The organism is Roseomonas sp. KE0001 (assembly GCF_016107285.1).
GTDB lineage: Bacteria > Pseudomonadota > Alphaproteobacteria > Acetobacterales > Acetobacteraceae > Pseudoroseomonas.
In genome coordinates this window covers 180,216-199,381 of record NZ_RCVQ01000001.1, presented here as the reverse complement: position 1 = coordinate 199,381, position 19,166 = coordinate 180,216, and the positions used below count along the sequence as shown (strand labels likewise).

Genomic DNA, 19,166 nt, shown 5'->3' with positions numbered 1-19,166 from the left:
CAAGCCAGGAACACCTCGATGGATCATCAGACCCGACGCTGGGAACCCGATCGCGCGAGCCCTGGCCCGGCCGCCCTTCCGCCCATGACCACCATGCTGCTGCGCGGCGCGATGAACCGTTGCCCGGCCTGCGGCCAGGGGAAGGTCTTCCAGAGCTATCTCCGGGTCGTGCCGGCCTGCTCCCATTGCGGGGCCGCCCTCGGCCGGCTGCGGGCGGACGACGCGCCGCCCTACTTCACCATCTTCCTCGTCGGCCACCTGCTGGTGCCCTTCATCTTCCTGGTGGAGCGTGCCTGGGAGCCGCCGATGTGGCTGCACATGGCCGTCTGGCTGCCGCTGTTCACCCTGGTCTGCATGGCGCTGCTGCCGCCCATCAAGGGCGCGGTGGTGGGCTGGATGCTGCGCCTCGGCATCGATGGCGAGGGGCCGCGGGATTCGCGGGCGGAGCCCCTGCCCCCCGCCTCCGCCTCAGCCCCCGCGCGCAGCGCCGTGAGACCCGGCACGGGCCATGGCTGACCAGCGCCTGGCCAGCATCACGCTGCCGGACAACGCGCCGCTGCCCAATCCCTACGCCGAGGCCGACCGCTCCCAGGCCGTCATGGATCTGCTGGCGGGGAACAGCTTCGATCCGGCCGGCCTGCCGCCGGGCCCCTACGTGCTGCACCTCGAGGTGCGCGACGGGCGGCTGGTCCTGGACATCCGCGATGCCACGGAGACGCCGCTGCGCCTCATCGCCCTGGCCCTCGGCCCCTTCCGCCGGCTGATCAAGGATTACCACATGGTGGTGGCGAGCCATGAGCAGGCGGTGACCGAGGGCGGCTCGGAGGCCCGCATCCAGGCCATCGACATGGGCCGCCGCGGACTGCACAACGAAGGCGCCGAGCTGCTGCGCGAGCGGCTTGATGGGCGCGTCACGCTGGATTTCGAGACCTCGCGGCGCCTCTTCACCCTGGTCTGCGCGCTGCACCAGAGGATCTGACCCCCAGGGGTCCAATCGGGGGTCCGACCGCCGGACGGGGCTGGTCCCTGGAGGCCGCATGCCGCGGGCGAGCCGGAACCCCTTATATGCGGCACCGAACCCGCCCGCGCGCGCGGCCACCACGCACGGAGTGCAGCCTGATGAAGATCGACGGCGTCCCCTATCGCAGTGTCTGGGTGGATCCCGAGGATGGCTGGTCGATCCGCATCCTCGACCAGACCCGGCTGCCCTGGGCGGTGGAGATCCTGCGCCTGACCGACGAGAAGCAGGTGGCGCAGGCGATCAAGACCATGCAGGTGCGCGGCGCGCCGCTGATCGGGGCGGTCGCGGCCTACGGGCTGGCGCTGGCGCTGCGGCGCGATGCCTCGGACACCGGGCTGGAGGGGGCCGCCGCCATGCTGGGCCGGACGCGTCCCACGGCCATCAACCTGCGCTGGGCCCTGGCCCGCATGCTGGAGGCGCTGCGGCCGCTGCCCGCACCCCGGCGGGCCGATGCCGCCTATGCCGCCGCCGCCGCCATCGCCGAGGATGATGTCGAGACCTGCCGCCGCATCGGCCAGCATGGCCTGCCCCTGTTGCAGGCGATCGCCGCCCGCAGACCGGGCAGGCCGGTCCATGTGCTGACCCATTGCAACACCGGCTGGATCGCCACCGTGGACTACGGCACGGCGCTCTCGGTGGTCTATCAGGCGCATGATGCCGGTCTGCCGGTGCATGTCTGGGTGGACGAGACCCGGCCGCGCAACCAGGGCTCGGCGCTGACCGCCTGGGAGCTGGGCCGGCATGGCGTGCCGCACACCGTCATCGCCGACAATGCCGGCGGCCACCTGATGCAGCATGGCGAGGTGGACATCGTCCTGGTGGGCACCGACCGGGTTACCCGGCAGGGCGATGTCGCCAACAAGATCGGCACCTATCTGAAGGCGCTGGCGGCCCGCGACAACGAGGTGCCCTTCTGGGTGGCGCTGCCCCATTCCACCCTGGACATGGCGGTGCGCGACGGGCTGCGGGAAATCCCGATCGAGGAGCGCGACGCGCGCGAGGTGCTGGAGACCACCGGCCAGACCTGGGACGGGCGGATCGAGACGGTGCGGACCGCCGCCCCCGGCAGCGCCGGCGCCAATCCCGCCTTCGACGTGACGCCGGCGCGCCTGGTCACCGGCCTGATCACCGAGCGCGGCCGCTGCGAGGCCTCCGAGGCGGGGCTGCTGGGTCTTTACCCGGAATTCGCCGCGGCGGCCTGACGCTTCGCCCAAGGGACATTCCAAGGGACATTCCTTCGCCCTCCTCCCTGTTGCATGCTTCTTGCAGGCGCCGGCTTTCGCACATGCCTGCCGGCCCCGCCCGCGGACTCATCCCCCGCGGGCCGGGGCCGGTGGGCCACCGGGCCGGACCACCGATCCAACAGGGAGATCACCCGTCTATGCGTTCCTTCACCTTCGCCCTCCTCCTGGCGGCGCCCTTCCTCGCCGGCACCGCCCAGGCGCAGCAGCCCCTGCGCACGGCGGTGGACGGCACCTTCGCGCCGCATGCCTTTCCCAAGCTCGATGGCGGGGTGCAGGGCTTCAACGTGGATCTCTTCACGGCGGTGGCCAAGAAGATGGGCCGTCCCATCACCATCGACAGCGCCAGCTTCTCCGGCCTGGTGCCGGCGCTGAACGCCGGGCGCTACGATTTCCTCGCCGCCCCGGTCACGGTCACGCCGGAGCGGGCGGAGAACCTGCTCTTCACCGAGGGCTACCTCTACACCGAGTACCAGTTCGGCATCCGCAAGGGCACGGCGCCGATCACCTCGCTCGACGATGTGCGGGGCAAGGCCATCGCGGTGAACAAGGGCTCGGCCTATGACGCCTGGGCGCAGGCCAACGCGGCGAAGTACGGCTTCACCGTGCAGACCTTCGACAGCCAGCCCGATGCGGTTCAGGCGGTGATCGCCGGCCGCGTCTTCGCCACGCTGGGCGGGAACACCACCATCCGCTACGCGGCCACCCGCGCGCCCCTGCTGGTCCCCGACTTCACCATCAAGGAGACCCGCGCCCACTGGGCGGCACCCTTCCGCAAGGACAATGCGGAGCTGCGCAAGTCGGTCGAGAACGCCCTGGAATGCCTGAAGAAGGACGGCACCGTGGCGGCGCTGTCGGAGAAGTGGTTCGGCGTGAAGCCCGGTCCGGAGGATGCCGAGAACGTGGTCTTCCCCGGCTATGGCGTTCCGGGCCTGCCGGGATACGACCCGACCGAGCACACGCCCGACTGCGGCTGAGGCAAACCCGCCGCCGCTGGCGCGTTTCTCCTCCGGATGCCACAGGCAAGGAGGGCAGACGTCATGCCGCGCGGCGACAAATCCGCCTATACCGACAAGCAGAAGCGCAAGGCCGAGCACATCGAGGAAAGCTACGAGGCGCGTGGCGTCCCCGAGGAGGAGGCCGAGCGCCGTGCCTGGGCCACGGTGAACAAGGACGAGGGCGGCGGAAAGAAAGGCGGCTCCGGCCGGGGGCATGCCGACAGCAACGCCGCCTCGCATCGTGGCGGCGAGCTGGGCGGCAAGGCCTCGGCCGAGCGTCCCGCGGCGGAGCGCTCAGCCAGCGCCCGCAAGGCCGCCGAGACCCGCAAGGCCCGGGGGCACTGACCCTCCCGCGGCTCCGCTTCTTACCAGCTGGTCAGGCGGCGGAGCTGCGGGGTCTTCTTGCGCTGATGCTCGCCCATGCGGCGCAGCAGGACGTCGAGCGCGTCGATCGCCGCGAAGAGATGCGGCCCCTTGTTCAGCATGATGCATTCCGCCCGCGCCGCCATGGCAGCGTCGGTCATCTCCCCGCGCACCGGCTTGCCGTTCTTCACCAGGCTCTCCAGCACCTGCGTCGCCCAGATCACCGGGATATGTGCCGCCTCGCCGAGCCAGAGGATCTCCTCCTGCATTTCGGCCATCCGCTCGAAGCCGATCTCCACGGCGAGATCGCCGCGCGCGATCATGATCGCCGTCGGCTGCTGCGCCGCGGCCCGCATCACGATCTCCGGCAGGGCCCGGACGGCTCGCGTCGTCTCCACCTTGAGTACCAGCGAGAGGGTGCGCCAGTCCTCCGGGCGCCGCGCCGCCAGCTCCTGCTGCAGCAGGCGCACATCCTCGCCCGACTGCACGAAGGAATAGCCGATACCGTCCGCATGGCGGGCGACGACGTCGAGGTCCTCATGGTCCTTGGCGCTCAGGGCGGCGCAGCGCAGCGCGGTGTCTGGGAAATTGAGCCCCTTCTCCTCCTTCAGCTTCGCCCCGTCCTCCGGCACATGGGTGACGCGGGCGACCAGCCCCCAGGGCTCGGTCCGCTCCACCACGGCGCCGATCTTGCCGTCATCGACGAACACCCGCTGGCCGGGCTCGACCATGCCGACCGCCTCGGCGAGGCTGCACTCGGCGGCGAAGTCGGTGAAGTCCAGCGGCAGGTCGTCCAGCCCGCCGGGCGGGACGACGGCCAGTAGCGCGCCGAGCCGCACGCGCCTGTCCTCCTTCGGCAGGCGCAGCACCCCGGTGCGGATCTTGGGGCCGGCCAGATCCATCAGCACCCGCATCCGATGTCCGGTCACCGCCTCAGCGTTGCGCACGTGGCCGATCATGCGGAGCCAGGCGGCCGCGTCGTCATGCGCGCAGTTGATGCGCACTGCCTCCACCCCGCGCCGCGCCAGGGCCAGCAGGAAGTCGGGCGCCTCGGCCGCTTCGGAGGGGCAGGTGACGAGCAGGCCGACCGGGCGCTGCGGCGTGGCCTCACCCAGGATCTGCGCGGTGTGCCGGGCGAGCGCCTTCTCCCCGGCGAAGAAGTCCTCAATGCTCGGCCGGGTGGGCTGCGGCAGGCCGGCAAGCACGGCGAGCGTCGCCCGCACCGCCTGCAGGCTCGGCACCACCCGGCTCTCCAGCCGGCCCAGCGAGGACAGGCCGAGCGGCATCAACGCCCGCTGCAACGGCCGCAGATCACGCCGGCGCAGCGCCAGGTAGCGGGCCAGGTTTCGCGCCCCCGGAATGACCTCCGCGCGCGGGCCGGACAGGGCCCAGGCCTCGCCGGTGGCGGAGGCCTCCTCCTCCAGCGCCGTCATCAGCCGCGCCAGCACCGCATGCAGGGCTGCGGGCCCAGGCGCGGCCTCCAGCCCTTCCAGCACCTGTTCACCGACACCCGGTATCGTATCCATGGCCTCTCTTCCTCTTCCGCCCTGGCGGCGGCATAGCTCAGGTGCGGAAGCTAGGCGGAAGCGCGGGTGCCGGGGGTGAAACTGGCATGACGTCGGCGCGGGTGGCTCAACGCTGGCGCCAGGGCAGGCCCTCCGCCTTCCAGCCCGCCACCATGCCGCGATGACCCTCGGCATCCGGTGGCCCCTCGAAGCCGTCCGCGACGTTGAAGGACTGGGCGAAGCCGGCCGCCCGGGCCGCCTGCGCGGCGGCCAGGCTGCGGGCCCCCGAGCGGCAGAGGAAGTAGAGCTTGTTCAGCGGCGTCAGCCCGGCCTTGCGCAGATGCTCGGCGAAGGCGGTGTTGACCTGCATCGACGGATAGAGCTGCCAGGGGATCAGCACCGGCTGCTTCCCCGCCTCCGACAGGTCGGCCAGCCCGACGAAGGTCCATTCCGCGTCGGTCCGCACATCCACCAGCATGGCTTCCGGATCGTCGTGCAGGGCCTCGTAGCTGGCCCGGGGGGTCACGTCCTCGATCGTCATCGCCGCAAGCCTCCAAACGGTTCGCCCGAAGTGTGGGGTGCCGCGGGCGCCGCGTCCATGCCGGCGCCCCGCTTTCGGCGGCGGCGGATCGCTGGCCGCCGGGCCGCATCGCGGGCAGGATGGCGGCGGCACAGTGAGGGGAATCACGCCATGGCCTTCGTGGTGACGGTCGCGCAGCGCAAGGGCGGTGCCGGGAAGTCCACCCTGGCGGCGACGCTGGCCACCACCCTGGCGCGGGAAGGCGCCCGGGTGGCGCTGCTCGACACCGATCCGCAGCAGAGCCTGGCCCGCTGGCACCAGGAGCGCCAGGGCCGCGCCGAGGCGGCGCCGCTGGCCTTCGAGGCGCCGTCCGGCTGGCGCGTGCCGGCGACGCTCGACCGGATGAAGGCGGAGAGCGAGGTTCTAATCCTGGACACGCCGCCGCATGCCGACACCGATGCCCGGATCGCCATGCGCGCGGCGGATCTGGTTCTGGTGCCGCTGCAGCCCTCGCCGGCCGACCTCTGGGCCATGCAGGGCACGCTCGACCTCGCCGCCGCGGAGGGCCGGCGCGCCCTGCTGGTGCTCAACCGGGTGCCGTCCAGCGGCCGGCTGCGGGATGAGGTCATCGCCCAGATCCGGGCCCGCGGCCTGCCGCTGCTGGAGCCCGCGCTGGGCAACCGGACCGCCTTCGCCAGCGCCTTCGCCCAGGGGCTGGGGGTGGCGGAGGCGGCGCCCCGTGGTACGGCGGCCACGGAGGCGCGGGCGGTGACCCGCGCCGTCCTGCGCGCCGCGCAGGAGCGGGACGGGAAGGGACGATGATGACGGGAATGACGCTGATCTACGTGCTGCACCTGCTGGGTGCCGTGCTCTGGGTGGGGGGCATGGCCTTCGCCATCCTGGCGCTGCGGCCGAGCCTGGCCGGGTTGCCGGGGCCGCAGCGGCTGCAGGTGCTCGCCGGCACCCACCGGCGCTTCTTCCTGGTGGTCTGGCATGCCATGCCGGTCATGCTGGCCACCGGCTATGCGCTGCTCTTCGGCTGGTATGGCGGCTTCGCCGGCACCGGCTGGCATGTGCACGTCATGCACCTGACGGGATTGCTGATGTCCGCGGTCTTCCTGGCGGTCTTCTTCGGTCCCTGGAAGGCGATGCGGACGGCCCTGGCCGAAAGGCGTGACGAGGCCGCCGCCCTGGCCGCCGACAAGGTCCGCAAGCTGGTCACGGCCAATCTTGCCCTGGGCCTGCTGACGGTGGTGGTGGCCGGCTGGGGGCGCTTCGGCGGATGAGCGGGCTGGAGATCGCCGAGCCCGGCGGGCCGGAGGAGCGGGCTGTCCTGGCCGGCCTGCTCGAGCATCGCGCCGGCGCCCTGCCGGAGCGGGCCGATGCCCGGGAGCGGGCGCCTCTCTGCCTGGTCTGGCGCGGCGCGGATGGCGCCGTCCAGGCCGGGCTCGTGGCGGAGTACGCGCTGGACTGGCTCTATGTGGACAAGCTCTGGGTCGATGCCGGGCTGCGCGGCCAGGGCATCGGCCGCCGCCTCCTGGCCGCCGCCGAGGACTGGACGCGGGCGCGGGGTGGTGTCGGCGTGCACCTGCACAGCAGCAGCTTCCAGGCGCCGGACTTCTACCGCGGCCTGGGCTATGCCGAGATCGGCCGGCTGGAAGGCCGGCCGGCCGGTCACGACCGTTTCTGGTTCGCCAAGCGGCTGGCCTGAGGCGGGTTGGCCGCCCCCGCGGCCTGGGCGCGGGCGGCGGGCAGCACGCGGGTCTCGCGGTGCCAGATATAGAGGCCGGAGGCGATGAGCACGGCGATTCCCGCCAGATCCAGCGCCACCGGCCACTCCCCCCAGAAGAACAGGCCGAAGCTCATCGTCCAGAGGATGCCGGAATACTCGAAGGGCGCGACCAGCGTGGTCTCGCCGCCGCGATAGGCCGCCGTCATGAGCAGTTGCGCCAGGGCGGAGATCAGCCCGACCGCCGCCAGCAGGGCCCATTGCGTCGCATCCGGCCAGACCCAGCCCGGTATCGCCGCGGCACCGCCCACCAGCGTGCCGCCGAGCGCGAACCACAGCACGATGGTGGCCCCGGATTCCCCGTTCGCCCCCATGCGGCGGATGGTGATCATGGCCAGCGCCCAGGCCACCGCCCCCGCCAGCACGGCCAGCATCGGCAGCGCCGTCTCCCCCGTCCCCGGACCCGTGCCCGAGCCTGGGCGGATGATGAGCAGCACGCCGAGGAAGCCGACCGCCACGGCGCTGGCGCGCCGCCAGCCCACCTTCTCGCCGAGCAGCGGGATGGACAGCGCGGTGAGGAAGAGCGGCATGGTGAAGCCGAGCGCCGTCACGGTGGCCAGCGGCAGGTGCATGTAGCCGTAGAAGCTGCCGAACATGCCGATCAGGCCATAGAGGATGCGCTGGGCATGGGACCAGGGCCGGCGCGTGGCCAGCAGCCCGAACCCCCTCGGCCCGCCCGCCGGCGCGGTGGCCATGGCCAGCAGGAAGAGCGGCGGGATGGCGAAGAGATTGCGGAACAGGATGACCTGCATCACCGGGATCGCGCCCTGCAGGGCCTTCACGGCGACAGCGGCGAGCGCGAAGGTCGCGGCCGCGCCCAGCACGCTGAGGATGGCGCGGCGGCGGGCGGCCATCAGCCCGCGTTGCGCTTCGGCGCCGGGCAGGTTCCCGGCGGGGCATGGTTCTGCTGTGCTGCTCATGTGTTTACGGCGTTTCCCCGCGAGGCTAGGCTGCCCGCCGCATGAAGGCCAGACCGCCGAAGGCGCCGCCGGTGCCGGCGCACCCGCTCTATATCCCCGAAAGCGACGAGGTTGTCTGGTCCGGGCGCTTCGCCCTGCAGATCGTCCGCTTCCGCTATCGCCGCTCCGACGGCACGCCCTCCGCCCTGCTGACCTGGGAGATGTGGCGGCGCGGCCAGGGCGTGGTGCTGCTGCCCTACGACCCCTGGAGCGGGCGCGTCGCGCTGATCGAGCAGTTCCGCCTGCCGGCGCTGGCGGCGGGCGAGGAGCCGATGATGATCGAATGCCCCGCCGGGCTGCTGGAGGCCGGCGAGGACCCGGCCGCGGCCGGCCGGCGCGAGGTGGCCGAGGAGACCGGCTTCGCCCCCGACCACATCGAGAAGATCGGCGAGTTCATGCTGATGCAGGGCGGCTGCGACGAGCGCATGCACTTCTACTGCGGCCGCTGCCCGCTGCCGGAGCCCGGCCTCGCCGGCACGCGCGGGCTGGAGAGCGAGGGCGAGGAGACGCGCGTCCTCGTCCTGCCGCTGGAGCAGGCGCTGGCGATGCTGGCGCGCGGCGAGATCCGCAACGTCACCGCCGCCCTCTGCCTGATGTGGCTGCAGATCAACGCGCCCCGCCTGACCGAGGAATGGACCGCCCGATGACCGAACTGCTGTTCCGCGAGACCCCCTATGCGCGGGACTGCGCCGCCCGCGTGCTCGCCGCCGGCCCGGAGGGCGTCGTGCTGGACCGAACTGTGTTCTATGCCCAGGGCGGCGGTCAGCCGGGCGATGTCGGGCGGCTCGCCTGGGCGGGCGGCACGATGGCGGTGGCCAATGCGGTGAAGGGGCCTGAGGGCACCGTGCTGCACCTGCCGGCCGAGGGCGCCGACCTGCCCGCCCCCGGGACCGAGGTGACCGTCGCGCTGGACTGGGGCCGCCGCCACCGGCTGATGCGGATGCACACCAGCCTGCACCTGCTCTGCAGCCTGATCCCCGGCGCCGGCGTCACCGGCGGGCAGATCGGGGTGGAGAGGTCGCGCCTCGATTTCGACCTGGCGGAGCCGCCGACGAAGGAATGGCTGAGCGAGCGGCTGACGGCCCTGGCCGCCGCCGACCACGCGGTGAGCGAGCGCTGGATCAGCGATGCCGAGCTGGAGGCCAATCCCTCGCTGGTGCGCACCCTCTCGGTGCAGCCGCCGCGCGGCTCGGGGCGGGTGCGGCTGGTCTGCATCGGCGATCCGGCGGCGCCGGTGGACCTGCAGCCCTGCGGCGGCACGCATGTCGCTCGCACCGGCGAGATCGGGCCGGTCACCGTCAGCAAGCTCGAGAACAAGGGCAGGCAGAACCGGCGTGTCTACCTGATGCTGGAAGGATGACCCTGGGAGTGACCGTCATGCAGGATCTGGTTTCCACGGAATGGCTGGCCGCCGAGCTGGGCGCGCCGGATCTCCTGGTCTTCGACGCCACCAAGTACCTGCCGAACGAGCCGAAGGACGGGCTGGCCGAGTTCGAGCGGGCGCATCTGCCGGGCGCCGGCTTCTTCGACATCGACGCCGTGGCCGATCCCGAGACCGACCTGCCGCACATGGCGCCGACGCCGGGCCGCGCCGCGCGCCAGTTCGGCGCCCTCGGCATCGGCAAAGACAGCCGCGTCGTCTTCTACGACCAGAAGGGGCTGGCCTCGGCGGCGCGCGGCTGGTGGCTGCTGCGCCTCTTCGGGCACGAGAAGGTGGCGGTGCTGGATGGCGGCCTGCCGAAATGGCTGGCCGAGGGCCGCGCGACCGAGAGCGGTCCCGCCCGCGCCCGCCCGGCGCAGGCCTTCCGGCCCGACCTCATCGCCCGCCGCCTCGCCGGCATCGGCGACGTGAAGCGGGCCATCGCCGAGCGCTCGGCGCTGATCCTCGATGCACGGCCGAAGGGCCGCTTCGACGGCACGGCGCCCGAGCCGCGCCCCGGCCTGCCCTCCGGGCACATGCCCGGCGCCGCCAGCGTGCCGGCCAGCGAGATGCTGGCCGCCGACCAGACCATGCTGCCGCCCGAGGCGCTGCGCGCCCGCTTCGCCGCCGCCGGGGCGGATGGCGGCCGGCCGCTCGTCACCTCCTGCGGCACCGGCGTCACCGCCTGCATCCTGGCGCTCGGCCTGGTCCGCGCCGGCCTGCCGGAGCCGGCCGTCTATGACGGCTCCTGGACCGAATGGGCCGCCCGGCCCGAGACCCCCAAAGAGACCACCCGCTGATGCCCCACGACCTGCCGCCGAAGGCCCGCCCCTACGGTCTCGCCACACGCCTCTCGCATGAGGGCCGCGCCGGCACCCGCGCGCATGGCTTCGTCAACCCGCCGGTCCATCGGGGCTCGACGGTGCTCTACCCCTCCTGCGCCGAGCGCGGCACGCTGAACGCCCGCGCGCTCGAGCAGGTGATGACCTACGGCACCGCCGGGGGGCCGACGCATTACGCCCTGGAGGACATGATCGCCGGCATCGAGGGCGGCAGCCGCGCGCTCATCCTCGGCACCGGCCTCGCCGCCTGCACCCTGCCGCTGATGGCCTATCTGAAGTCCGGCGAGCATTGCCTGATCCCGGATTCGGTCTACGGCCCCACGCGGCGCATCGCGAACGGGATGCTGAAGCGCTTCGGCATCGAGACCACCTATTACGATCCGGCGATCACGCCTGAGGACCTGCGCGCGCTGATCCGGCCCGAGACCCGCGTTCTCTACACGGAGAGCCCGGGCAGCCACACCTTCGAGATGCAGGACATCCCGGCGCTCGCCGCGGTGGCGCACGACCACGGCATCAAGGTGCTGATGGACAACACCTGGGGCATCCACCACTTCCAGCCCTTCACCAAGGGCGTCGATGTCTCGATCCAGGCGCTGACCAAGTATGTCGGCGGTCATTCCGACGTGCTGCTGGGCAGCGTCACGGTCAACAGCGAGGCGGACTGGGCGATCGTCGCCAATGCCGCGCGCGAGATCGGCCACTATGCCAGCCCCGACGATTGCTGGCTGGCGCTGCGCGGGCTGCGCACCATGGCGGTGCGGCTGCGCCACCAGCAGGAGGCGGGGCTCGCCGTGGCGCGCTGGTTCGAGGGCCGGCCCGAGGTCGCCCGCGTGCTGCATCCGGCCCTGCCCAGCCACCCGCAGCACGCCCTGTGGCAGCGCGACTTCACCGGGGCCTGCTCGCTCTTCGGTGTGGTCTTCCAGCCGCGCTACAGCGCCGCGGAGATCGACGCCATGGTGGACGGGCTGAAGCTCTTCGGCATCGGCGCCTCCTGGGGCGGCTATGAGAGCCTGGCGCTGCCGACCACCAACTACATCACCCGCACCGCGACCAGCCTCGGCGTGCTGGAAGGACCGACGGTGCGCTTCCACATCGGGCTCGAGGAGGTGGGCGACCTGATCGCCGACCTCTCGGCCGGGCTCGACAGCCTGCCGCGACGCTGACGGGAGCGCCCGGCCGGCGGGCGGGCGGCAACTTCGCGGCCTCTCGCGCGTCTTAACCCCGCGCTCTCACCGAGGGGTCCACAGTGCCGCCTGCCATCAACAAGTCCCGCATCACCGAAGGCCGTCCCAATCCGCTGGGGGCGAGCTGGACCGGGCTGGGGGTGAACTTCGCCCTCTTCTCCGCCCATGCGACGAAGGTCGAGCTCTGCCTGTTCGACGACAAGGGGGAGACCGAGCTGGAGCGGATCGAGCTGCCGGAATACACCAACGAGGTGTTCCACGGCTTCCTGCCCGATGCGCGTCCCGGCACCATCTACGGCTATCGCGTGCACGGGCCCTACGAGCCCGAGCAGGGGCACCGCTTCAACCCCAACAAGCTGGTGCTGGATCCTTATGCCCTGTCCCACGTGGGCGAGCTGAAGTGGGACCACGCGCTGTTCGGCTACACCATCGGGCACGAGGCGGAGGATCTCTCCTTCGACGAGCGCGACAGCGCCCCCTTCATGCCGAAGTGCCGCGTGGTGGACCCGGCCTTCACCTGGGGCGACGACCGGCGGCCGCGCATCCCCTGGGAGCGCACCATCGTCTATGAGACCCATGTCAAGGGCATCACCAAGCGCCACCCCTTGATCCCGCCCGAGCGCCAGGGGACCTATTCCGCCCTATCGAGCCGGGAGATGATCCGGCACATCAAGTCGCTCGGCGTGACGGCGGTCGAGCTGCTGCCGATCCACTTCTTCATCAACGACGACTACCTGCTGGACAAGGGCCTGACCAACTACTGGGGCTACAACTCCATCGGCTTCTTCGCCCCGGCCCGGCGCTATGCCCGCAACCAGGACTTCGCCTTCGCCGAGTTCAAGGAGATGGTGGCCCGGCTGCACGATGCCGGGCTCGAGGTCATCATGGACGTGGTCTACAACCACACGGCCGAGGGCAATGAGCGGGGCGCGACGCTCTCCTTCAAGGGCATCGACAACGCCAGCTACTACCGCCTGCTGCCTGACCAGAAGCGCTACTACATCAACGATACCGGCACCGGGAACACGGTGAACCTGTCGCATCCGCGCGTGCTGCAGATGGTGATGGACAGCCTGCGCTACTGGGTGAACGAGATGCATGTCGACGGCTTCCGCTTCGACCTCGGCACCATCCTGGCGCGCGAGCCGCACGGTTTCGACGACCAGTCCGCCTTCCTCAAGGCCTGCCAGCAGGACCCGGTGCTGGCCGATGTCAAGCTGATCGCCGAGCCCTGGGACATCGGCCCCGGCGGCTACCAGGTCGGCAATTTCGCGCCCGGCTGGGCGGAATGGAACGACAAGTACCGCGACACGGTGCGCGCCTTCTGGGTGGGCGAGGAGGGCAAGGCGGCCGATCTCGGCAACCGCCTCTCCGGCTCGGCCGATCTGTTCAACCATCATGGCCGCCGCCCCTGGGCCAGCATCAACTTCCTGGCGGCGCATGACGGCTTCACGCTGAACGACCTCGTCACCTACAACGAGAAGCACAACGAGGCGAACGGCGAGGAGAACCGGGACGGCCATTCGCACAACTACTCCTACAATTACGGCGTCGAGGGCCCGACCGACGACCCCGAGATCAACGCCGTGCGCGAGCGGCAGATCCGCAACATGCTGGCCACGCTCTACCTCAGCCAGGGCACGCCGATGCTGCTCGCCGGCGACGAGTTCGGCCGCACCCAGCAGGGCAACAACAACGCCTATTGCCAGGACAACGAGATCTCCTGGCTGAACTGGGATCTCGACGAGAAGGGCGAGCGGCTGGTCGCCTTCACCCGCCGCCTGGCGCGGCTCCGCAACCGCTTCCCCGTGCTGCGCCGCGCGCGCTTCCTCTCGGGCGAGTTCGACGAGGCGAGCGGGGTCAAGGGCCTGTCCTGGTACAAGCCCTCGGGCGAGGAGATGGACGCCGCCGACTGGGACGATCCCAACACCCGCTGCTTCGCCCGCGTCTTCGACGGGCGGGCGCAGGAGAGCAACATCCGCGTCGCCGGTCACGACCAGACGCTGCTGCTGGTCCTGAACGCCTATCACGACGCGGTGGACTTCACCCTGCCCGCGATCGCCGACGGCAAGGCCTGGGTCCGGCTGCTCGACACCAATATCTTCGGGACCGAGACCGACCACGAGGACAGCTTCGACATCGGCGAGACCTACACCGTCACCGGACGTTCGCTGCTGCTCTTCTACCTGAGGACCGAGAAGGGCGAGGAAGGCAACTGAGGCCGGAGGGCCTCACCCCGCCGGCGCCGCCTCGGTGCAGCGGGCGCAGAGGCCTTCCACCTCCACTGTCGCATTCGCCACCTGGAAGCCGACGCGCCGCGCCGCATCGGCCAGGGCGTGCGCCACGGCATGGTCGCTGAGCTCGACCGTGGCGCCGCAGGTGCGGCAGATCAGGAACTGCGGCGGGTGCTGGTGGTGCCCGTGGTCATGCTCCGCCTCGACGCAGCCGACAAAGGCGTTCAGCCGCTCCACCTTGTGGATCAGCCCCTGCTCCAGCAGGAAATCGAGCGCACGATAGACGGTGGGCGGCGCGGCGCCCGGGCGCTGGGCCTTCAGCCTGTCCAGCAGCGCATAGGCGCCGAGCGGCTGCTCGGCCTCCAGTACCAGCGCCAGCACTTGCCGCCGCAATTCCGTCAGTTGCGCCCCGGCCCGGAGGCAGCGCGCCTCGGCCGCCGCCAGGGCGCGTTGCATGGCGGTATTCATCTCCGTCGCGCCGCCCTGCCCTGTCGCCATCGGCCCTCTCCTCCTGCTGTCTGAGGTTATATAGTAACGGCAGCAGTCCTGAGGAGCCGCCCCCATGCCGGTCACCGATTCCGCCGCCCGCGCCCGCTTCCTGGCCGCGCTCCGCTTCAACGAGGCGGGGCTGGTCCCGGCCATCGCCCAGGCGCATGACACCGGCGAGGTGCTGATGCTGGCCTGGATGAACGCCGAGGCGGTCGAGGAGACGCTGGCCAGCGGACGTGTGGTCTATTTCAGCCGCAGCCGCAACGCGCTTTGGCGCAAGGGCGAGAGTTCCGGCCAGACCCAGCGCCTCGTCGAGCTGCGGCTGGACTGCGACGGCGATGCCCTGCTCGCCCTCGTGGAGCAGGAGGGGGTCGCCTGCCACACCGGGCGGCGGTCCTGCTTCTACCAGGCGCTGCGCGAGGGCGAGATGGTGGCGATCAGCGCGCCCGAGGTCGATCCGGCGGTGCTCTATGGCCGCTGAGGCGACGCGCTTTCCCCTGCCGGTCACGCTGCTGACCGGCTTCCTCGGCGCCGGCAAGACCACGCTGCTGAACCACCTGCTGCGCCAGCCGGAGATGGCCGGCACCGCGGTGCTGATCAACGAGTTCGGCGAAGTCGGGCTGGACCACCTTCTGGTCGAGACGCTGGACCGAGAGGCGGTGCTGCTGCAGGCGGGCTGCCTCTGCTGCACCATCCGCGGCGATCTCTCGGCGGCGCTGGCGCGGCTGGCGGACCGCGCCGAAGCCGGCGCGCCGCTGCGGCGCGTGCTGATCGAGACCACGGGCCTCGCCGATCCGCTGCCGATCCTGCAGACGCTGATGGCCGATCCCGCCATCCAGCGGCATTTCGTGCTCGATGGCGTGGTGACGCTGGTCGACGCGGTGAACGGCCTGGCCACGCTGGAGCGGCAGCCCGAGGCCGCGCGGCAGGTTTCGGTGGCCGACCGGCTGCTCATCAGCAAGGCCGAGCTGGCCTCCGGAGACGGACTGGACAGGCTGCGCGCGAGGCTGCGCGCACTCAATCCCGGCGCCGTGCCGCTGCCGGTGCGGGACGGCGCGCTGGACCCCGCCGCGCTGCTTCGCCTCGGCCCCTTCGATCCTGCCCTCACCACTCCGCCCCGCGCCTGGCTCGACGCCGCCGCCTGGGCCGGGGCGGAGCATGCCGGGCACGGGCACGGACACGGGCACGGGCACGGGCACGGCCACCACCATCACGGGCACGACCCCAACCGCCATGGCGACGAGATCCACAGCTTCTGCCTGCAATACGACCAGCCCCTGCCCTGGGAGGGCCTGGCCACCTGGCTGGAGATGCTGAGCGTCACGCGGGGCGAGGCCGTGCTGCGGGTCAAGGGCATCCTGGACCTGCGGGGCCAGGAGCGGCCGGTGGTCATCCATGGCGTGCAGTCCGTCTGGCACCGGCCCAGGACACTGGCGGCCTGGCCCGTCGGGATGCCGCGCCGCTCCCTCCTCATCTTCATCCTGCGCGGCCTGCCGCGGCGCGTGATCGAGGAAGGCCTCGCCGCCTTTTGCGCGGCGGCCGGACCGGACCCCGCCTAGGATCTGCGGTCACCTCGCGGGCCCTTGACGTCGCCACCCAGCCGAGGCCGCCTGCGGGCAACTTTCGTCCCCGGCCCGGCCTTAGCTTCGCGTAAGCTGGGCCAGAACCGGAGTTGCCGCCATGCGCCTGACCATGCCGGAGGAGATCCTTCTCCTCATGCTCGACGACGAAACCGGGCGTCTGATCGACCGCGCCGCCCCTTCCGGGGATTACGCCCTGGTCGGCGCCATCCTGGCCGAGCTGGCGCTGCAGGAGCGCATCCGCACGGCGCCGGCGCGGCTGACCATCGCCAATCCAGCCCCCCTCGGCGACGAGGTGCTGGACGAGGTGCTGGGCCGCATCCAGGCCGAGGCGGAGCCGCAGGACAGCCGCTGGTGGATCGAGACCCTGGCCAAGGATGCCGACCGCTTCCGGGACGCCTATTTCGACCGCCTGGTGCGGCGCGGCATCCTGAAGATGGAGGAAGGCCGCTTCCTCTGGATCTTCGCCGAGCGGCGCTATCCGCTGATCTCCGACAAGGAGGAGCGCGAGGTGAAGGGCCGGGTGATGGCGGTGATCTTCAACGACGCCGTGCCGGAGCCGCATGATTCCCTGCTGATCGGCCTGACGCGGGCCGCCGGCCTCTTTCCCCTCCTGCTGGCGCCGGCCGAGCTGGAGCGGGCGCAGCCCCGCATCGACCAGGTGGCGGACATGCAGGAGCTGAACCGCAGCCTGCTGGAGGCGGTGCGCGACATCTTCACCGAGGTGGCCCGCTACGCCCCGCTGATGTGAGGGACGCATGAGCACAGACCAGGATTCCCCCGTCGCCCTGGTCAGCGGCGGCGCCCATGGCATCGGTGCCGGCATCGCGGCCCGCCTGCGGCGGGATGGCTGGCGGGTCGTCACCGCCGATCTCCGGCCCGGCGAGGCCGGCACCCGCCATGTCCTCGCCGATGTCGCCGACGAGGCAACGGTGACGGGCCTGCTGAACGGCGTGGCGGAGCGGGAGCGCCGCCTCGACGCGCTGGTCTGCAATGCCGGCATCATGGTGCGCCGCCCGCTGGCCGAGCTCACCCTGGAGGCCTGGCGGAAGGTGCTCGACACCAACCTCACCAGCGCCTTCCTGCTAGCGCGCGCCGCCGAGCCCCTGCTGCGGGCCAGCCGTGGCAGCATCGTCACCATCGCCTCGACACGGGCGCACATGTCCGAGCCGGATACGGAATCCTATTCGGCCAGCAAGGGCGGGCTGATGGCGCTGACCCATGCCCTCGCCGTCAGCCTCGGCCCGGCGGTGCGGGTGAACTGCGTCAGCCCCGGCTGGATCGACGTGTCGGGCGAGGCGCTGCGCCCCGAGGACCATGCCCAGCACCCGGCCGGACGGGTCGGCCGGGTGGAGGACATCGCCGGCCTCGTCGCCTGGCTGGTGGGGCCGGAGGCCGGCTTCGTCACCGGCGGCGAGTTCATCGCCGACGGCGGCATGACGCGGAAGATGATCTACGCCGAGTGAGGCCTCGCCGGCTCAGTCGGCCTTCAGCCCCAGGTCGCGGGCCGCCTGGCTGAGCCGGGGTACGTCCCGCGCCAGGAAGGCGTCCAGCTCGGCGGCCGGCAGGTCGGAGACGGTGACGCCCTGCTCGGTCAGCCGCACGCGCAGCCGCGGGTCGCGGCGCCCGGTCTCCATGGCGTCGCGAAGCCGGGCGAGGATCGGCGCCGGCACCCTGGACTGGGTGAAGAGGCCCATCCACAGGCTGAAGTCGTAATCCGCCACCCCGGCCTCCTGCATGGTCGGCACATCGGGCAGCTGGACGGCGCGTTGGGCGGAGGTCACGGCGAGGGCCCGGACCGCGCCGGCGCGGATATGCGGCACGGCGGTCGGCAGGCTGTCGAAGGAGAAGTCGGTCTCGCCCGCGATCAGCGCCGTCATCGCCGGCGCGCTGCCGCGATAGGGGACATGGATGGTCCGCATCCCCGCCTGCCGGTTCAGCAGCTCGGCAGTGAAATGGCTGGAGGAGCCGGAGCCGAAGGAGCCGAAGGTGAGCTGGTCCGGCTTCGCCCGGGCCATCGCCACCAGCTCGGCCACGCTGCGGATATCGTGCTTCTTCGGATTGACCAGCAGCACGTTGGGCAGCGAGCCGATCAGCCCCAGCGCCGCCAGGTCCTTCATCGGGTCGAGCTTCGCCTCCGGATAGATGACCGGGTTGATGGCATGGGTGGCGACGGTGCCGTGGAACAGGGTGTAGCCGTCCGGCTCGGCCTGGATGGCGGCGGCCATGCCGATATTCCCTCCCGCGCCGGGGCGGTTCTCGATCACCACCGGGCGGCCCAGCGGCCCGCTCATCGCCTCGGCCATGAGGCGGGAGGCGATGTCGGTGATGCCCCCCGGCGTGAAGGGGACGATCAGCCGCAGGGGCCGGTCGGGCCACTCCGCGGCGCGCAGGGTGGCAGGCGCCGCAAGCAGGCCGGAGGCCAGCAGCGGCAGGTGGCGGCGGGTGATGCGAAGGCGTTTCATGCGCTCTCTCTAAGCCAGGCGGAGCCCGGGTGGCGAGCCCAGGTGGCGAGCCCGGGCGGCCGGGCCCGTCCTACCGCTTCGTCGCCTCCTCCAGGACGGCGAGCGGCGCGCCGGCGGCATCCAGCAGGGTCAGCCGGCGTCCGGCGATACGATAGGCGGCCGTGGCCTCCAGCGCCGCCAGGAAGCGCGTCTCCGTCCGGCCCGCCGCCGGGTCGAGGCAGGCCATGCGGGTGGCGGCGAGCGGGCCGAGCGTCAGCCGGCCGCCCTGGCGGCGAAAGGCGCCGGTGAAGCGGTTGCAGCCGCCCGATCCGCTGGCCCGCCCCGTCCGGGCGTCAAGATGCAGGGAGGCCTCGCGCTGCCCGGGTCCCGTCGCCACCGGCTCGTCCCCCAGGCGGACCAGGCGCCAGTCCAGGCTCTCCGGCTCCTGATCGGGGCCGGCCGGGCTGGCGGGCGTCTCCGCCCCGGGCGCGGCGCAGGCCGGGACCAGGCCGGCGAGCCCGGCCAGGGCGATGGCGCGCGTCAGGGCCTCGCGTCGTGGGAGCATGGCTTTCTC

Annotated in this window: 23 protein-coding genes; 17 read left to right on the top strand and 6 right to left on the bottom strand. The window is 71.9% G+C overall.

The annotated features are described in order from the left end of the window. The first annotated feature begins 18 nt into the window (after nt 1-18). From D9598_RS00900 to D9598_RS00880, 5 genes are all read left to right on the top strand, one after another. A complete protein-coding gene (locus D9598_RS00900; RefSeq protein WP_232476787.1) occupies nt 19-516 on the top strand; it encodes a DUF983 domain-containing protein in 498 nt (165 codons plus the stop codon). After that, nucleotides 509-979 (top strand): UPF0262 family protein, encoded by a 471-nt coding sequence (locus D9598_RS00895; protein WP_198364514.1) that lies wholly within the window; start codon nt 509-511, stop codon nt 977-979. Before D9598_RS00900 ends, D9598_RS00895 begins: the two co-directional genes overlap by 8 nt. A 140-nt stretch (nt 980-1,119) precedes the next feature. After that, the gene (gene mtnA / locus D9598_RS00890) at nt 1,120-2,223 is read left to right on the top strand and encodes an S-methyl-5-thioribose-1-phosphate isomerase (RefSeq protein WP_198364513.1); all 1,104 of its coding nucleotides are present in this window, start codon (nt 1,120-1,122) and stop codon (nt 2,221-2,223) included. Nucleotides 2,224-2,402: 179 nt separating this feature from the next. After that, nucleotides 2,403-3,239: a transporter substrate-binding domain-containing protein gene (locus D9598_RS00885; protein WP_198364512.1), complete on the top strand. Its 837-nt coding sequence runs from the start codon at nt 2,403-2,405 to the stop codon at nt 3,237-3,239. Nucleotides 3,240-3,302: 63 nt separating this feature from the next. Next, nucleotides 3,303-3,605: a plasmid stabilization protein gene (locus tag D9598_RS00880; protein WP_198364511.1), complete on the top strand. Its 303-nt coding sequence runs from the start codon at nt 3,303-3,305 to the stop codon at nt 3,603-3,605. A gap of 20 nt (nt 3,606-3,625) precedes the next feature. Here the strand turns inward: D9598_RS00880 and D9598_RS00875 are convergent, their stop codons facing one another. Together D9598_RS00875 and D9598_RS00870 are read right to left on the bottom strand one after the other, a co-directional pair. After that, nucleotides 3,626-5,149: a pyruvate kinase gene (locus D9598_RS00875; protein WP_232476786.1), complete on the bottom strand. Its 1,524-nt coding sequence runs from the start codon at nt 5,147-5,149 to the stop codon at nt 3,626-3,628. A gap of 106 nt (nt 5,150-5,255) precedes the next feature. Continuing rightward, nucleotides 5,256-5,669 (bottom strand): rhodanese-like domain-containing protein, encoded by a 414-nt coding sequence (locus D9598_RS00870; RefSeq protein WP_198364510.1) that lies wholly within the window; start codon nt 5,667-5,669, stop codon nt 5,256-5,258. A gap of 150 nt (nt 5,670-5,819) precedes the next feature. On the opposite strand from D9598_RS00870, the gene parA reads away from it, so the two are divergent. From parA to D9598_RS00855, 3 genes are read left to right on the top strand one after another with little or no spacing between them, the layout of a single operon-like run. Further along, nucleotides 5,820-6,470: a ParA family partition ATPase gene (gene parA / locus D9598_RS00865; protein ID WP_198364509.1), complete on the top strand. Its 651-nt coding sequence runs from the start codon at nt 5,820-5,822 to the stop codon at nt 6,468-6,470. A gap of 8 nt (nt 6,471-6,478) precedes the next feature. Then, complete coding sequence (locus D9598_RS00860; protein ID WP_232476785.1) at nt 6,479-6,934, top strand: CopD family protein; 456 nt, start codon at nt 6,479-6,481, stop codon at nt 6,932-6,934. After that, the gene (locus D9598_RS00855; RefSeq protein ID WP_198364508.1) at nt 6,931-7,359 is read left to right on the top strand and encodes an N-acetyltransferase; all 429 of its coding nucleotides are present in this window, start codon (nt 6,931-6,933) and stop codon (nt 7,357-7,359) included. The genes D9598_RS00860 and D9598_RS00855 overlap by 4 nt, the downstream gene beginning before the upstream one ends. Here D9598_RS00855 and D9598_RS00850 read toward each other — a convergent pair. Then, complete coding sequence (locus tag D9598_RS00850) at nt 7,323-8,357, bottom strand: DMT family transporter (protein WP_198364507.1); 1,035 nt, start codon at nt 8,355-8,357, stop codon at nt 7,323-7,325. The two genes, D9598_RS00855 and D9598_RS00850, sit on opposite strands and share 37 nt — an antisense overlap. 41 nt (nt 8,358-8,398) lie before the next feature. On the opposite strand from D9598_RS00850, the gene D9598_RS00845 reads away from it, so the two are divergent. The 5 genes from D9598_RS00845 to glgX all read left to right on the top strand — a co-directional run bounded on the left by D9598_RS00845 (nt 8,399) and on the right by glgX (nt 14,064). Next, nucleotides 8,399-9,043 carry an NUDIX hydrolase gene (locus D9598_RS00845; protein WP_198364506.1) on the top strand — a complete coding sequence of 215 codons (645 nt, stop codon included), beginning with the start codon at nt 8,399-8,401 and terminating at the stop codon, nt 9,041-9,043. Next, the gene (locus D9598_RS00840) at nt 9,040-9,756 is read left to right on the top strand and encodes an alanyl-tRNA editing protein (RefSeq protein WP_198364505.1); all 717 of its coding nucleotides are present in this window, start codon (nt 9,040-9,042) and stop codon (nt 9,754-9,756) included. Before D9598_RS00845 ends, D9598_RS00840 begins: the two co-directional genes overlap by 4 nt. A 17-nt stretch (nt 9,757-9,773) precedes the next feature. After that, nucleotides 9,774-10,616, top strand: coding sequence for a sulfurtransferase (locus D9598_RS00835; protein WP_198364986.1), 843 nt, complete (start codon nt 9,774-9,776; stop codon nt 10,614-10,616). After that, the gene (gene metC / locus D9598_RS00830) at nt 10,616-11,824 is read left to right on the top strand and encodes a cystathionine beta-lyase (RefSeq protein ID WP_198364504.1); all 1,209 of its coding nucleotides are present in this window, start codon (nt 10,616-10,618) and stop codon (nt 11,822-11,824) included. Before D9598_RS00835 ends, metC begins: the two co-directional genes overlap by 1 nt. Nucleotides 11,825-11,907: 83 nt before the next feature. Continuing rightward, entirely contained in the window at nt 11,908-14,064 is a 2,157-nt protein-coding gene (gene glgX, locus D9598_RS00825; RefSeq protein WP_198364503.1) for a glycogen debranching protein GlgX, read from the top strand. 12 nt (nt 14,065-14,076) lie between these two features. On the opposite strand, the gene D9598_RS00820 is transcribed toward glgX, so the two are convergent. Continuing rightward, complete coding sequence (locus D9598_RS00820; RefSeq protein WP_198364502.1) at nt 14,077-14,577, bottom strand: Fur family transcriptional regulator; 501 nt, start codon at nt 14,575-14,577, stop codon at nt 14,077-14,079. Nucleotides 14,578-14,641: 64 nt separating this feature from the next. On the opposite strand from D9598_RS00820, the gene hisI reads away from it, so the two are divergent. From hisI to D9598_RS00800, 4 genes are all read left to right on the top strand, one after another. Next, nucleotides 14,642-15,049, top strand: coding sequence for a phosphoribosyl-AMP cyclohydrolase (hisI, locus tag D9598_RS00815; RefSeq protein ID WP_198364501.1), 408 nt, complete (start codon nt 14,642-14,644; stop codon nt 15,047-15,049). Then, entirely contained in the window at nt 15,039-16,127 is a 1,089-nt protein-coding gene (locus D9598_RS00810) for a GTP-binding protein (RefSeq protein ID WP_198364500.1), read from the top strand. The genes hisI and D9598_RS00810 overlap by 11 nt, the downstream gene beginning before the upstream one ends. A 121-nt stretch (nt 16,128-16,248) precedes the next feature. Next, complete coding sequence (locus tag D9598_RS00805; protein WP_198364499.1) at nt 16,249-16,899, top strand: GPP34 family phosphoprotein; 651 nt, start codon at nt 16,249-16,251, stop codon at nt 16,897-16,899. 7 nt (nt 16,900-16,906) lie between these two features. After that, nucleotides 16,907-17,614: an SDR family oxidoreductase gene (locus D9598_RS00800; protein WP_198364498.1), complete on the top strand. Its 708-nt coding sequence runs from the start codon at nt 16,907-16,909 to the stop codon at nt 17,612-17,614. Nucleotides 17,615-17,626: 12 nt separating this feature from the next. On the opposite strand, the gene D9598_RS00795 is transcribed toward D9598_RS00800, so the two are convergent. Next, the gene (locus D9598_RS00795) at nt 17,627-18,613 is read right to left on the bottom strand and encodes a tripartite tricarboxylate transporter substrate binding protein (protein ID WP_198364497.1); all 987 of its coding nucleotides are present in this window, start codon (nt 18,611-18,613) and stop codon (nt 17,627-17,629) included. A 70-nt stretch (nt 18,614-18,683) separates the two neighbouring features. Further along, entirely contained in the window at nt 18,684-19,157 is a 474-nt protein-coding gene (locus D9598_RS00790; protein WP_198364496.1) for an META domain-containing protein, read from the bottom strand. Nucleotides 19,158-19,166: the final 9 nt, after the last annotated feature.